The 13459-nt window shown below is 66.2% G+C and carries 13 protein-coding genes; 9 read left to right on the top strand and 4 right to left on the bottom strand.

Annotated elements, in window-relative coordinates:
* The first annotated feature begins 186 nt into the window (after nt 1–186).
* Nucleotides 187–915, top strand: a complete 729-nt coding sequence (phoU, locus tag JF52_RS0110940) for a phosphate signaling complex protein PhoU (protein WP_033106643.1) — start codon at nt 187–189, stop codon at nt 913–915.
* Nucleotides 916–990: 75 nt separating this feature from the next.
* Here the strand turns inward: phoU and JF52_RS0110935 are convergent, their stop codons facing one another.
* The 4 genes from JF52_RS0110935 to JF52_RS0110915 all read right to left on the bottom strand — a co-directional run bounded on the left by JF52_RS0110935 (nt 991) and on the right by JF52_RS0110915 (nt 4007).
* Nucleotides 991–1740 carry a phosphoglyceromutase gene (locus tag JF52_RS0110935; RefSeq protein ID WP_033106642.1) on the bottom strand — a complete coding sequence of 250 codons (750 nt, stop codon included), beginning with the start codon at nt 1738–1740 and terminating at the stop codon, nt 991–993.
* Nucleotides 1741–1795: 55 nt separating this feature from the next.
* Nucleotides 1796–2920, bottom strand: a complete 1125-nt coding sequence (gene ygfZ / locus JF52_RS0110930) for a CAF17-like 4Fe-4S cluster assembly/insertion protein YgfZ (RefSeq protein WP_033106641.1) — start codon at nt 2918–2920, stop codon at nt 1796–1798.
* Between the two features lie 2 nt (nt 2921–2922).
* Nucleotides 2923–3525, bottom strand: coding sequence for a nitrobindin family protein (locus JF52_RS0110925; RefSeq protein WP_033106640.1), 603 nt, complete (start codon nt 3523–3525; stop codon nt 2923–2925).
* Between the two features lie 191 nt (nt 3526–3716).
* Nucleotides 3717–4007, bottom strand: a complete 291-nt coding sequence (locus JF52_RS0110915) for a hypothetical protein (protein ID WP_033106638.1) — start codon at nt 4005–4007, stop codon at nt 3717–3719.
* A gap of 138 nt (nt 4008–4145) precedes the next feature.
* Here JF52_RS0110915 and JF52_RS0110910 point away from each other — a divergent pair, with 138 nt between their 5' ends.
* From JF52_RS0110910 to JF52_RS0110875, 8 genes are all read left to right on the top strand, one after another.
* Nucleotides 4146–4829 carry a winged helix-turn-helix transcriptional regulator gene (locus JF52_RS0110910; protein WP_033106637.1) on the top strand — a complete coding sequence of 228 codons (684 nt, stop codon included), beginning with the start codon at nt 4146–4148 and terminating at the stop codon, nt 4827–4829.
* Nucleotides 4830–4896: 67 nt separating this feature from the next.
* Entirely contained in the window at nt 4897–7062 is a 2166-nt protein-coding gene (locus JF52_RS0110905; RefSeq protein WP_033106925.1) for an RNA degradosome polyphosphate kinase, read from the top strand.
* Nucleotides 7059–8027 (top strand): NUDIX hydrolase, encoded by a 969-nt coding sequence (locus tag JF52_RS0110900; protein WP_052166978.1) that lies wholly within the window; start codon nt 7059–7061, stop codon nt 8025–8027. The genes JF52_RS0110905 and JF52_RS0110900 overlap by 4 nt, the downstream gene beginning before the upstream one ends.
* Before the next feature lie 135 nt (nt 8028–8162).
* Nucleotides 8163–9266 carry a phosphate ABC transporter substrate-binding protein PstS gene (gene pstS / locus JF52_RS0110895; RefSeq protein ID WP_033106636.1) on the top strand — a complete coding sequence of 368 codons (1104 nt, stop codon included), beginning with the start codon at nt 8163–8165 and terminating at the stop codon, nt 9264–9266.
* A gap of 136 nt (nt 9267–9402) precedes the next feature.
* Complete coding sequence (pstC, locus tag JF52_RS0110890; protein ID WP_033106635.1) at nt 9403–10371, top strand: phosphate ABC transporter permease subunit PstC; 969 nt, start codon at nt 9403–9405, stop codon at nt 10369–10371.
* A 1-nt stretch (nt 10372) separates the two neighbouring features.
* Nucleotides 10373–11458 carry a phosphate ABC transporter permease PstA gene (pstA, locus tag JF52_RS0110885; RefSeq protein ID WP_033106634.1) on the top strand — a complete coding sequence of 362 codons (1086 nt, stop codon included), beginning with the start codon at nt 10373–10375 and terminating at the stop codon, nt 11456–11458.
* Between the two features lie 51 nt (nt 11459–11509).
* Nucleotides 11510–12289 (top strand): phosphate ABC transporter ATP-binding protein PstB, encoded by a 780-nt coding sequence (gene pstB, locus JF52_RS0110880; RefSeq protein WP_033106633.1) that lies wholly within the window; start codon nt 11510–11512, stop codon nt 12287–12289.
* Nucleotides 12290–12552: 263 nt separating this feature from the next.
* Nucleotides 12553–13404, top strand: a complete 852-nt coding sequence (locus tag JF52_RS0110875; protein ID WP_052166977.1) for a type IV toxin-antitoxin system AbiEi family antitoxin domain-containing protein — start codon at nt 12553–12555, stop codon at nt 13402–13404.
* The last annotated feature ends 55 nt before the right edge of the window (nt 13405–13459 follow it).

Below are 13459 nucleotides of genomic sequence, written 5' to 3'. Positions count from 1 at the left end.
GAGTGCGTTCACCTCGGCTCTGGCGGGTTTGCGCGCCACAGCGGATGCAGGCGAACTAGTATTCACGTGCTGGGCACCGTTCGTTAACCTTCGACGAACACAATCAGCAAGGGCGTGCGCACATGGCAGCGCGCCGTCATCAGCCGGCCAGACCACCCGAGCTCCGAACGAAAGGTTGCGCCGCTCATGCGTGAACTCTTCCACCAGTCCCTCGAGGATGTGCAGTCCCGTCTCGTGGAGATCGCCGACCTCGTCAACGTCTCCATCGACAAGGCCACCCGCGCCTTCGCCACGGGCGATGTCGCGCTCGCAGAAGAGGTGATCGCCGACGACGCGAAGATCGACGAGCTCGCGGTGAAGCTCGACGAGCAGGCCATCGAGATCCTCGCCCGTCAGCAGCCCGTCGCACGCGATCTGCGCATCGTCGTCTTCGCGCTCCGAGTGAGCGCGTCCCTCGAGCGCATGGGCGACATGTCGGAGCACATCGCCCAGCTCGCGCGACTGCGCTTCCCCGAGCGCGCCATCCCGAAGGGTCTGAAGAGCACGTTCACCCGGATGGGTGAGCTCGACGTCGAGATCGCGCGTACGCTCAGCGAGCTCCTGCGCACCCAGGATCTGCGCTTTGCAGACGAGATCCGCAATTCGGATGACGACGTGGACGAGTTGCACGCCAAGGTCTTCGAGAAGGTGCTCAGCGACAACTGGAAGGGCGAGGCGGGCGCCACCGTCGACGCGACCCTCGCGAGCCGCTATCACGAGCGCTTCGCCGATCACGCGGTCGCCATCGCGAAGAAGGTCGTCTACCTCGCGACCGGTGACTGGGCGGTCGACGAGGAGGACATCGCCCTTGCCGCTGCAGAGGCGGAAGCTCAGGTGGCAGAAGTTCAAGATCCCGACGGCAAGGGCCTCGCCTGACCCAGGTCCTCCGGTTTCATGAAGGAACCCCCTGCAGATCTCTGCAGGGGGTTCCTTCGTCGAGCGTGACGGGTGTTACTTCTTGCCCTGGGAGGCGACAGCGGCAGCGCCTGCGGCTGCGGCCTCGGGGTCGAGGTAGCGGCCGGGGCCGGTGGGCATGTTGTTCTCGTCCAGTTCGTACACCAGCGGGATGCCGGTGGGGATGTTCAGCTCGGCGATCGCGTCGTCGCTGATGCCGTCGAGGTGCTTGACCAGGCCGCGCAACGAATTGCCGTGTGCTGCGACGAGAACCGTCTTGCCCGCTTCGAGGTCCGGCACGATCGCGCTCTCCCAGTAGGGCAGCATCCGGTCGATGACGATCTTCAGCGACTCGGTGCGAGGCACCTCTCCGTCGATGTCGGCGTACCGGGGGTCATTCACCTGACTGAATTCACTGTCATCGTCGAGCAGGGGCGGCGGCACATCGAACGAGCGACGCCACAGCTGGAACTGCTCAGGACCGAACTCCTCGAGCGTCTGCGCCTTGTCCTTGCCCTGCAGCGCGCCGTAATGGCGCTCGTTGAGGCGCCAGGAGCGCGTCACCGGGATCCAGAGACGGTCGGCGGCGTCCAGCGCGATGTCGGCGGTCTGGATGGCGCGGCTGAGCAGGGAGGTGTGCAGCACGTCGGGCAGCAGACCGGACTCGGCGAGCAGCTCACCGCCGCGACGGGCCTCGTTCTCGCCCTGCTCGGTGAGGCGGACATCCACCCAGCCGGTGAAGAGGTTCAGTTCGTTCCACTCGCTCTGGCCGTGGCGGAGCAGGATGAGGGTGCGCGTCGCAGTCATGCGTTCAGTCTATGAGGTCTGGGACAATCGTGGCCTGGGATGCCGTGGCACCCGGTCAGGCGTTGCGCGGATCCTGACCGGCCGGGCGCCGCGAGAGGCGCGTCAGGCGTGGCACGTCGGCCGTGGCTCCGGCGTCGGCCGGAACGATCACCTGCTGCGAGGCCGCGATATCGGTGCCCTCCGCCTTCACGATCAGGTCGCCGATCGGCGCCCTCCGCGACAGGATCGCGAGGGCGATCGGTCCGTCCTCATGATGCCGCGCCACGGACGTGATGCGACCGACCTCGTCTTCGGCCGCGAACACGGCGTCGCCAGGTGAGGGAAGGACGTCATCGCTGCCATCGAGCTGCAGCGCTGCGAGGCGGCGTGGAGGATGGCCGAGGTTGTGCACCTTCGCCACGGTCTCCTGGCCGCGATAGCATCCCTTGCTCAGGTGCACCGCGCTGCGGATCCAGTCGGATTCGTGCGGCAGCGAGCGCTCATCGACCTCGCTCGCCCAGCGGGGACGCCAGGCGGCGACGCGCAGAGCCTCTGTTGCGAGGATGCCTGCGACGCCCACCGCGGTTTCGTCGATCAGACCGACGACGGATGCCGCGGCATCCGCATCGACGATCGCCACCCGCCACTCGTACGAGGCGGACGGATGCTGTTCGATCGTCGCGTACTGGTGGCCGCCCAGCTGCACGGCAGCCCACGGGTCGGCCCACACGAGGGCGGTGCCGTTCGGCGTGAGCGCCAGCCCACGCACGACGGCCTCGGCGTCGCCGCCGGCGAAGAAGCCGACCAGGTCGAGTTCAGGGCGAACGGCGACGGTCACGCGGGAGCGGAACACCATGCGCTGCAACCAGGTCGCGAGCGATTCGGCATCCGCGGCATCCGCGATCAGCCAGACCGACGAACCGTCCTCCAGAACACCGGCGGCGTGCTCGACGCGCCCCTGCGGATCGAGGATCAGCAGTTCGGTGCTGTCGCCGGCGCCGAGGCGGGCGACCGACTGCGACGTGATGGAGTCCAGCCAGCTCAGCCGGTCTTCTCCCGCGACCTCGATGACGACACGATCGCCGAGAGGCGCCACTGCGGTGCCGGCGACGAGTCGTCGCTGCTCGCGGATCGGATCCCCGAAATGGAGAACGACCTCGTCTTCTGACACGGCGCCGGGCAGGGCGGAGAAGGCACTCATCGTCAGACCTTCGCCAGACGAGCCGACGCATGCGAGGCGAGCTCGGATCCGAGCGCTGCGATGTCCCAGGCCCACAGCAGATGACCTTCGACCAGGCCGTACATACGACTCGCCGCGCCGTACTCCTTACCGCCGGCGCCGCGCACGACCGCGTCAGTCGCGATGTCGATACGGGGCCCGTTGATCTCGCCCAGATACAGCTCGAGCGTGCCGTCCGAGTGCGCGAGGGACACCTCGATCGGGAACCCGCCCGAGTCGGCTCGCAGTTGCTCGACGTCGTCTACCGTGCGCGCAGGTGTGCTCTCGATGGGCGGCAGCAGGGCCGGCCCAGGATCCGCCGCAGTGGCGGGCCGGGAGAGGCGCCAGAATCCGGACTCGGCGACCAGCGCGACCGACGACTCGCCCTCGGCGGCCGCCATCCATCCCGTGGCCGAATAGTTCAGGTACCCGGCGCCGTCGTGACTGAAGCTGACGCGATGCGTGAACTCGCCCACGAAGCGGTGGCCGTCAGCGGTGTACTCGATGACGCCCGTGCCTTCCCACACGCCGATGAGCCAGCTCAGCGGGGCAAGATCTGCCGGGAGGTCAGTGGGAAGCTCGAGCATGGCGCTCTCCGATCAGCAGTCGTCTCGGATCAGCGCTGACCGCGGAAAAGGTTCCACAGCACGGTGCCGGCCACGAAGGCGATCGCGAGACTCGCAAGGCCCAGCAGACCGATGAAGAAGAGTTCGAGTGCGACGAGATCCATGACCCCCACTCTACCCCCGGGGCGGGTGCACGGCGGCGAGCGCGCGCGTCAGGCGGGGACCAGCGCCGCCAGCGCGAATCCGGCGGAGACGACTCCGAGCAGGAGCAGCGCGCCGGTCACGCTGGCCGCGGTGCGGAGGATGAAGCCCTTCGTCTGGCCGTACCAGAGCTGCAGGGCGAAGGAGAGCAGCACCGCGCCGCCGAAGCCGACGATCAACCATTGCACCCGCCACTCGGGAGGTACGAAGATGCCGATCGCGATCGCCGCGAGCAGTGCCGCGCCCCACACGATGACGACGCCGCCGAAGGGGCTGCGCGGCGCGAGAGCAGGTTCGGACATGTCTCCATTGTCACCCATACGTCGGCTGATCCGCGGTTGCGCGCAACGACCATCTGCGTCGCTGGGTATCATTGGCGCACGGCGTCGTACCCGATCGCCGTTCAGGGCGACGGATCCCGCAGCCCGGAAGGAAAGTGCGTGGCCCTGCTCCTGGTTCTGACCTCAGCTCCCGCTTCGGAGCAAGTGCTGCCCGCCCTGGAACTGCTCAGTCACCGTGTGCGGCAGATCCCCGCGGAGCCGGCGCAGCTCGTCAGTGCCCCCGAGAGCGACATCGTCATCGTCGACGGTCGGCACGATCTCTCCGCGGCCAGGTCGCTGTGCAAACTGCTGCGCACGACGGGGCAGGACGCGCCGCTTCTGCTCGTCGTCACCGAAGGTGGGATGAGCGCCGTCTCAGGCGACTGGGGCATCGACGACGTACTCCTGACCGACGCCGGTCCCGCGGAGACGGATGCCCGCATTCGCCTGGCGATCGCGCGCGGCGAGGCCACGGCCGAGCCCTCGAGGGTCCAGGCCTCCGGTGTGACCATCGACGAGCAATCGTATTCGGCCAAGCTCCACGGCAGGTCGCTGGATCTCACGTACAAGGAGTTCCAGCTGCTGCACTTCCTCGCCACGCATCCCTCACGCGTGTTCACCCGCGAGCAGCTGCTGAGCGAAGTGTGGGGGTATGACTACTTCGGCGGTACGCGGACAGTCGACGTGCACGTCCGGCGCCTGCGCGCCAAACTCGGCGACCAGGAGCAGATCATCGGCACCGTGCGCAACGTCGGCTACCGCTTCAACGTCTACGACGAGGACCAGGTCGCCGCCGCACGGTGACACGGCACGGTGACATGAAGCCGGCTCGTTCACGCGCGTGTCATCTGGCGGTGCCAAGATGTACTCCATGATCGATTCCGCGCTCGCCGACGCCGGGCTGGGTGACGCCGAAGATGATGACTTCGACGCCATCGAGTCCCCGGACTCCCTCCTGCCTGACCATCGCTATCACGATCGGGAGGTCAGCTGGCTCGCGTTCAACCAGCGCGTGCTGGAACTCGCCGAAGACGCGACGCTCCCGGAATTGGAGCGCGCGAACTTCCTGGCGATCTTCGCGAGCAACCTCGACGAGTTCTTCATGGTGCGCGTCGCGGGCCTCAAGCGCCGCATCGTCACCGGTCTCGCCGTGCCGACGAATGTCGGCCGCTCCCCCGCGGATGTGCTCGCCGACATCTCCCGCGAGGCGCACGCCCTGCAACTGCGCCACGCCGCTGCGTGGACCGAGTCGGTGCGCCCTGCGCTGGCGGATGCCGGGATCGAGATCACCGAGTGGGACATGCTCACCGATGCCGAGCGCGCCGCGCTCACCGAGTACTTCCAGTTGCATGTCTTCCCGGTGCTCATGCCCCTCGCGGTCGACCCCGCTCATCCCTTCCCGTACATCTCCGGCCTGTCTCTGAACCTCGCGATCCGCATCCGCAATGCGCGCACCGGCCGGCAGGAGTTCGCTCGCCTCAAGGTGCCGCCCATGCTCCCGCGTCTCGTCGAGGTGCCGGGCAGCAGCGAGATCGCACGCTACCTGCCGCTGGAAGATCTCATCTCCAACCATCTCGGCGACCTCTTCCCTGGCATGGAGGTCCTCGACCACCACGCGTTCCGTCTCACGCGTAATGAAGACGTGGAGATCGAGGAGGACGAGAGCGAGAACCTCATCCAGGCGCTCGAGGCAGAACTGCTCCGGCGCCGATTCGGACCGCCGATCCGCCTCGAGATCGCCGACGACATGGACGATCTGACCCTCGATCTGCTGATCAAAGAGCTCGACATCACCGACCAGGAGGTCTATCGACTGCCGAGTCCTCTTGATCTGCGCGGGCTCTTCTCGCTGTCCCGCGTCAACCGACCGGACCTGCGCTACCCGCCGCATCTGCCCACGACCGCCGTGCCGTTCCAGCCGACGGGTTCGAACAGCCGTGCCGACATCTTCAGAGCCATCCGCAAGAGCGATGTTCTGGTGCACCACCCGTACGAGTCGTTCGCGACCAGCGTGCAGGCGTTCCTCGAGCAGGCGGCTCGCGATCCCGATGTGCTCGCGATCAAGCAGACGCTGTACCGCACCTCCGGTGACAGTCCCATCGTGCAGGCGCTGATCGACGCGGCAGAGTCCGGCAAGCAGGTGCTCGCCCTGGTCGAGGTGAAGGCGCGCTTCGACGAGGCGAACAACATCGTCTGGGCCCGCAAGCTCGAAAAAGCCGGCGTGCACGTCGTGTACGGCCTGGTCGGCCTCAAGACGCACTGCAAGCTCGCCCTCGTCATCCGCGAGGAAGACGGCAAGTTGCAGCACTATTCGCACGTCGGCACCGGCAATTACAACCCGAAGACCAGCCGCATCTACGAGGACTTCGGACTCTTCACGGCCGATGCGCAGGTCGGCAAGGACCTCACCCGCCTCTTCAACGAGCTCAGCGGCTACGCGATCGAGAAGAAGTTCAAGCGCCTGCTCGTCGCTCCCCTGCACCTGCGCAAGGGACTTCTACGTCAGATCGACAACGAGCGCAAGAATGCCGAGGCCGGCAAGGCCGCCCACATCCGCATCAAGGTGAACTCGATGGTCGATGAGGAGATCATCGATGCGCTGTACCGGGCGAGCGGGGCGGGAGTGAAGGTCGACATCTGGGTGCGCGGCATCTGCAGCATCAAGGTCGACCTGCCGGGAATCAGCGACAACATCACGGTGCGCAGCATCCTGGGGCGTTACCTGGAGCACTCCCGGATCTTCGCGTTCGACAACGACGGCGACCCGCAGGTGCACATCGGCAGCGCCGACATGATGCATCGCAACCTCGACCGCCGCGTCGAGGCACTCGTCCGCGTGACGGACCCCGCTCACATCAGTGAGCTGCTGTCGTTCTTCGACCTCGCTTTGGACGACGGGACCATCTCGTGGCATCTCGGTGAGGACGGGGTCTGGACCCGACACTCAGTGAACGCGGACGGGGAGTCGCTCATCGATCTTCAGGACAAGACGATGAGCCAGATCCGGCGCCGCCGGCGTACACGGACGGTGCGATGACCCTTCAGGACGCGACCGAGGTGGTGCGAGACGACAAGGCCGTGTACGCCGCGGGAGCGGTGGTGTGGCGTCTCGTCGATGCAAAGCTCTGCATCCTGCTCATCCATCGCACGAAGTATCGCGATGTGACGCTGCCGAAAGGCAAGGTCGATCCGGGCGAGATGCTCGCGCAGACGGCCGTGCGCGAGGTTCACGAAGAGACCGGCATCCGCGTGGACCTCGGCGTTCCCGTGGGCGTCAGCCGCTATTTCATGCGCCCGAAGCGGCAGAAGGTCGTGCACTACTGGGCGGCAGAGGCCACTGAGGAGGCCATCCGCAATTCAGCGTTCGTCCCGAACCAGGAGATCGCCGCGATCGAATGGGTGAGCCTGAAGAAGGCGCGCAAGAACCTGAGCTACCCGGTCGATCTGGAGATCCTCGACGAGTTCGAACGGCTCGTCGACGACGGCGTGCTGCACACCTTCCCGATCATCGCGCTGCGCCATGCGAAGGCCATCTCGCGATCGGACTGGGACGGTTCCGACGCGTCGCGCATCCTGACCGAACGGGGGCGGAAGCAGGCCAAGGCGATCGTCGCACCGCTGCGAGCATTCGGCGTGCGGAAGATCATCACCAGCGACGCAGAGCGCTGCGTGCAGACGGTCGCTCCCCTCGCGAAGGCACTGGATCGCAAGGCGGTCGAGACGGAACTGATCAGCCAGGATGCATGGGAAGAGGGTCGATCCGACCTGCGCGCGGTGATCGGCAAGCGTGTGCGTGCCCGCAAACCGGCGGTCCTCTGCAGCCATGGCCCTGTTCTGCCCGGTCTGCTCGGCGAACTGGCGCTGGCCACCGGCACCCTGCAGGGCTCGTACCTCGGCAGCGCCTCCGCGTTGGAGGTCGCCGCATTCTCCGTGGCGCACCTGTCTGCGACGAATCCCGGTTCGGGGATCATCTCGATCGAGACGCACGTGCCGAAGCAGTGATCGTCGCCACCCCAAGGGGTTGCCAGTCGTTCACCTTCTGTTTACCCGTGCGGGAGAGTCTCGTTAACCGCCGCCCATAGCGTCACTGTGTGCCCTGCACCGGGCCTCAACCATCCACGATCGAAGGATCCCACAGTGAAGATCTCCCGAATCGCTCGCATCGGCGCCGTCGGCGCCGTCGCCGCTCTCGCTCTCGCCGGCTGTGCCGCGAACGAAGGCGGAACCCCGGAGGGCTCCACCGAGCCGTCGACCTCGACTCTGTCCGGTTCCATCGAGGCCACCGGCGCCTCCTCGCAGGAAGCAGCCCAGCAGTCCTGGGTCGCGGCGTTCCAGACCGCCAACCCCGACACCACGATCAACTACACCGCCACGGGTTCCGGCACCGGCCGCGAGAACTTCCTCGCCGGCTCGTCGAACTTCATCGGCTCCGACCGTGCGTTCAACGCCGAGGAGATCGCCGCAGGCGGCTTCGGCTCGTGCACCTCGGACGATATCGTCGAGATCCCGGTCTACATCTCCCCCGTCGCCGTCGCATTCAACCTCGAGGGTATCGACGAGCTGAACCTCGATGGCGCGACGATCGCAGGCATCTTCGCCGGCACCATCACCAACTGGAACGATCCGGCCATCGCCGACCGGAACCCGGATGCGACGCTCCCCGACCAGGCGATCGTCCCGGTGCACCGCGCTGACGCGTCGGGCACGCAGGAGACCTTCACCAGCTACCTCGAGGCCGTCGCACCCGAGGTGTGGACGAACGAGGCCAGCGACGAGTGGCCGCTGTCGACCGGTGAGGCTGCCGACGGCACCTCCGGTGTGGTGAGTGCCATCACGAACGGCGTCGGCTACATCGGCTTCGCCGACGCTTCGCAGGCTTCAGAGCTCGGTCAGGTCGCTGTCGAGGTCGAGGGCGAGTACGTCCCCTACTCGGCCGAGGCAGCATCCGCACTGGTCGCGGCTTCGCCGCTCGAGGAGGGCCGTTCGGCTAACGACCTCGCGTTCGCGGTCGACCCGGCTGCGGCTCCGGCGGGGTCGTACCCGATCGCCCTGGTGTCGTACCTCATCGGCTGCGTCGACTACGAAGACACTGAGGTCGCCGCGCTCGTCAAGGGATACTTCCAGTACGTCGCATCGGCTGAGGGCCAGGACGTCGCCGCAGAGGCTGCCGGCAGCGCCCCGATCTCGGACGACCTGCGCGAGAAGGTCGACGCAGCGATCGACGCGATCGTCACTGAGTAACACGGATCCTCAGTCATAGGCTGAGAGCTGTGCTGAAGCCCCTGCGGCGCTGGTCGAATCGATCGAACCAGCGCCGCGGGGGCACCCGCATGAACACACCCCGCATGTCCCTCCGAACACCCGTGGAGCCGCTCAGATGACCACCACCACGACGGACACCGAGAGCACCCGTTCGGCCGTGTCGCCGAAGGCCGTCCTGCGTCCAGGAGATCGGATCTTCTCCGGCACCGCGCTCGGCGCCGGCATCGTCATCCTCGTCACCCTGGCCGCAGTCGCCGTCTTCCTGGTCGTGCAGGCGATCCCGGCGTTCGCGCCTGACACCTCGAACAACCAGATCCTCGAGGGACAGTCGTTCATCACGTGGGTCTGGCCGTTCGTCTTCGGCACGCTGTGGTCGAGCCTGATCGCTCTGGTCATCGCGGCCCCGATCGCCGTCGGTATCGCGCTGTTCATCTCCCATTACGCCCCGCGTCGGCTCGCTGGGGTGCTGGGCTACATCATCGACCTGCTCGCAGCTGTCCCGTCTGTGGTGTTCGGGCTGTGGGGCGCGCTCACGTTCGCGCCCATGCTCGTGCCGTTCTACAAGTGGCTCAACACGAACCTCGGGTGGATCCCGATCTTCGGCGGTACGCCGTCCGGCACGGGCAAGACGATCCTGACGGCATCCCTCGTCCTCGCCGTCATGATCCTGCCGATCATCACAGCGATCTGCCGTGAGATATTCCTCCAGACACCCAAGCTGCACGAAGAGGCCGCACTCGCTCTCGGCGCGACCCGCTGGGAGATGGTGCGGATGGCTGTGCTCCCCTTCGCCCGCAGCGGCATCGTCTCCGGAGCGATGCTCGGCCTCGGCCGCGCACTCGGCGAGACGATGGCGGTCACGCTCGTGCTCTCGCCGCTCGGTATCGTCACCTTCAACCTGCTGAACCCCGAGAACCCCACGACCATCCCTGCGATCATCGCGCTGCGGTTCCCGGAGGCCCACGACGAGGGCGTCAACACCCTCATCGCGGCCGGTCTGATCCTGTTCATCGTGACCTTCGCGGTCAACTTCGTCGCACGCTGGATCGTGTCGCGTCGTGCCGAGTTCTCGGGAGCCAACTGATATGAGCGCCATCGCCGTCGCCCCCGCCACTCACACGACCAGCGCAGGGCATCTGCCCAAATGGGCTCCGTGGGCTCTTCTCGCGATCTGCTTCCTGATCGCGGGCACGATCTTCGCCTTCGCCAACAGCGGCGGCGACCCGGCCGACTTCAACATCGCGCTGACCCTCGTCGTCGGGATGATCCTCTACATGGGGCTCATCTTCGTCGTCTCCACGGTCGCCGAGAGCCGTCGCCATGCGACCGATCGCCTGATGACCGCCCTCGTCTCGGCGGCGTTCACGGTCGCGCTGCTCCCCCTCATCTCGCTCCTGTACACGGTGCTCATCAACGGCCTCGCACGGTTCGACGGCGAGTTCTTCAGCTTCTCGATGCGCAACATCACCGGAGAGGGAGGCGGCGCCATCCACGCCGTCTGGGGCACGCTGCTCATCACGCTCGGCGCGACGATCATCTCGGTGCCGATCGGCCTGATGACGTCGATCTACCTCGTCGAGTACGGTCAGGGCAAGAAGCTCGCCCGCGGGATCACGTTCCTCGTCGATGTGATGACCGGCATCCCGTCGATTGTCGCCGGTCTGTTCATCTACTCGGTGTTCGCACTCATCATGGGACCGGGAACGCGCATCGGCATCATGGGTTCGCTCGCACTCTCCGTGCTCATGATCCCCGTCGTCGTGCGCGGCTCGGAAGAGCTCCTGCGCATCGTGCCGAACGAACTGCGAGAGGCCGCATACGCGCTCGGCGTTCCGAAGTGGCTGACGATCATCAAGGTCGTGATGCCCACTGCCATCGCCGGAATCGTGACCAGCATCATGCTGGCGATCGCGCGCGTCATCGGCGAGACCGCACCGCTGCTGCTCACGGTCGGCATCGTGCAGGGAATGAACCTCAACATGTTCAGCGGGCAGATGTCGACGCTGCCGGTGTTCTCCTACATGCAGGCCAAGTACCCCGGGCTTCCGGCCGATGCGTTCATCGACCGTGCGTGGGCTGCCGCGCTCACGCTCATTCTGATCGTCATGGTCCTCAACCTGGCCGGTCGCCTCATCGCCAAGGTGTTCGCACCCAAGTTGTCCGGCCGCTGAGCCGTCTCCCCTTTTCCCGACAGAAGCTTTCCCGACCGAAGGATCTCTCAGGTGTCCAAGAGCATCGAAGTAAACGACCTCAATGTCTTCTACGGCGACTTCCTCGCCGTGGAAGGCGTCAGCATCGACATCAAGCCGAACACCGTGACGGCTTTCATCGGCCCGTCCGGCTGCGGCAAGTCGACCTTCCTGCGCACCTTGAACCGCATGCACGAGGTCATCCCCCGTGCGCGCGTCGAGGGCGAGGTGCTGATCGACGGCAAGAACCTCTACGGTGCGAACGTCGACCCGGTGCTCGTGCGCCGTCAGGTCGGCATGGTCTTCCAGCGTCCGAACCCGTTCCCCACGATGTCGATCAAGGAGAACGTGCTCGCGGGTGTGAAGCTCAACAACACGCGCATGTCGAAGAGCGACCAGGAGACCCTCGTCGAGCAGTCGCTGCGCGGCGCGAACCTCTGGAACGAGGTCAAGGACCGTCTCGACAAGCCTGGCTCCGGACTCTCCGGCGGCCAGCAGCAGCGTCTGTGCATCGCTCGTGCCATCGCCGTCTCACCCGACGTGATCCTCATGGACGAGCCCTGCTCCGCGCTCGACCCGATCTCGACCTTCGCGATCGAGGAGCTCATCGCCGAGATCAAGACCCAGTACACGGTCGTCATCGTGACGCACAACATGCAGCAGGCGTCCCGCGTCTCCGACAAGACCGCGTTCTTCAACATCGCCGGCACCGGTAAGCCGGGCAAGCTGATCGAGTACGACGAGACGGCCACCATCTTCACGACGCCGTCCGTGCAGGCGACGGAGGACTACGTCTCGGGCCGCTTCGGGTAACTCCCCTCCCCCTGACCTCTGCCCTCTCTGCCCCCTGCCCCCTCTGCCACCTCTGACCCCTCTGCCCATCTGCCCCCTGGGAAAACCCAGACCATCTGGCGTGTCTCCGGCGCGTCGCACTGCGACACACCGCGCGACACGAAGTCGGTCTGGGTTTTCCCATTTATGACTGGTTCTGCACAGGATGCCGGTTCACCGGCTCCTACACAGAACGTGCTTTTGCGGGGGGCGCGCAACAGCGGCGACCGGGCAGGATCGTGCCCATGTCATTCATGGCTGCACCCGCCGCGCTGCACTCTCTGGGGCGAATGGCGCGCACGGCGGAACTCACACGGCTCGGGGTGACCGAGGCGGAGCTCACTCGCGCAGTCCGCGCCGGTACCGTCGTTCGGCCTCGCCAGGGCGTGTACGCACTCCCCGATTGCTCGGACGATCTGCTGCATGCCGCCTCACACGGCGGAACCCTGGGGTGCAGTGCCGCGGCGAAGATGCTCGGGCTGTGGATCCTGGAGGTCCCCGAGCAGCACCACATCTGGCTCGGCGACGCAGGAACTCCGCGATCAGGATGCTCGGACTGCCGCGTGCATTGGGACGAAGGCACCGCCGAGGTCGGTGTTCTGCCGCCAGTGCACAACGTTCTCCTTCAGATCGCGGTGTGCACCGACGAGGACACGTTCCTCGCGGCGTTCGAGTCAGCACTCCGCCATCACAAGATCTCATCCGGGGGCATCGCCTGGTTGAGGAGTCGTCTCCCACGGCGCCGCCGCTGGCTGATCGACTTCGCCCGATCCGACGCCGACAGCGGACTCGAATCGCTCTTCCGGCTACGGATGCATCGCCTCGGCATCACGGTGCGCTGCCAGGTCAGCATCCGCACCGTCGGCGAAGTCGACTTCGTCATCGGCGACCGATTGATCGTCGAAGTGGACGGCCGCGAGAACCATGAGCGTGAGAAAGAGCGATCCAGAGATCTGGCTCGCGATGTTGCCGCAGCGACCCTGGGTTACGATACTCTGCGCTTCACCTACGCCATGATCGTCCATCACTGGAAGAGCGTCGAATCTGCGATCCTCGCCAAGATCGCAGATCGCGCTCACCTGCGGCCTCTGCACTGACGCTCGTTGCGCACCCACGCGGTGGAATCTCGGAAAACAGAGACCGTGTGGCGTG

Source organism: Microbacterium profundi (assembly GCF_000763375.1).
Lineage (GTDB): Bacteria > Actinomycetota > Actinomycetes > Actinomycetales > Microbacteriaceae > Microbacterium > Microbacterium profundi.
Note: the sequence above shows the minus strand (reverse complement) of the source record. Positions and strands in the feature narration are given on the sequence as shown.

Excerpts from the sequence above, each read along its gene's own strand:
- JF52_RS0110925 (WP_033106640.1), bottom strand. The coding sequence starts at position 3,525 with ATGCTCGAGCTTCCCACTGACCTCCCGGCAGATCTTGCCCCGCTGAGC.
- phoU (WP_033106643.1), top strand. The coding sequence starts at position 187 with ATGCGTGAACTCTTCCACCAGTCCCTCGAGGATGTGCAGTCCCGTCTC.
- ygfZ (WP_033106641.1), bottom strand. The coding sequence starts at position 2,920 with ATGAGTGCCTTCTCCGCCCTGCCCGGCGCCGTGTCAGAAGACGAGGTC.
- JF52_RS0110915 (WP_033106638.1), bottom strand. The coding sequence starts at position 4,007 with ATGTCCGAACCTGCTCTCGCGCCGCGCAGCCCCTTCGGCGGCGTCGTC.
- JF52_RS0110900 (WP_052166978.1), top strand. The coding sequence starts at position 7,059 with ATGACCCTTCAGGACGCGACCGAGGTGGTGCGAGACGACAAGGCCGTG.
- JF52_RS0110935 (WP_033106642.1), bottom strand. The coding sequence starts at position 1,740 with ATGACTGCGACGCGCACCCTCATCCTGCTCCGCCACGGCCAGAGCGAG.
- JF52_RS0110905 (WP_033106925.1), top strand. The coding sequence starts at position 4,897 with ATGATCGATTCCGCGCTCGCCGACGCCGGGCTGGGTGACGCCGAAGAT.
- pstA (WP_033106634.1), top strand. The coding sequence starts at position 10,373 with ATGAGCGCCATCGCCGTCGCCCCCGCCACTCACACGACCAGCGCAGGG.
- JF52_RS0110875 (WP_052166977.1), top strand. The coding sequence starts at position 12,553 with ATGTCATTCATGGCTGCACCCGCCGCGCTGCACTCTCTGGGGCGAATG.
- pstC (WP_033106635.1), top strand. The coding sequence starts at position 9,403 with ATGACCACCACCACGACGGACACCGAGAGCACCCGTTCGGCCGTGTCG.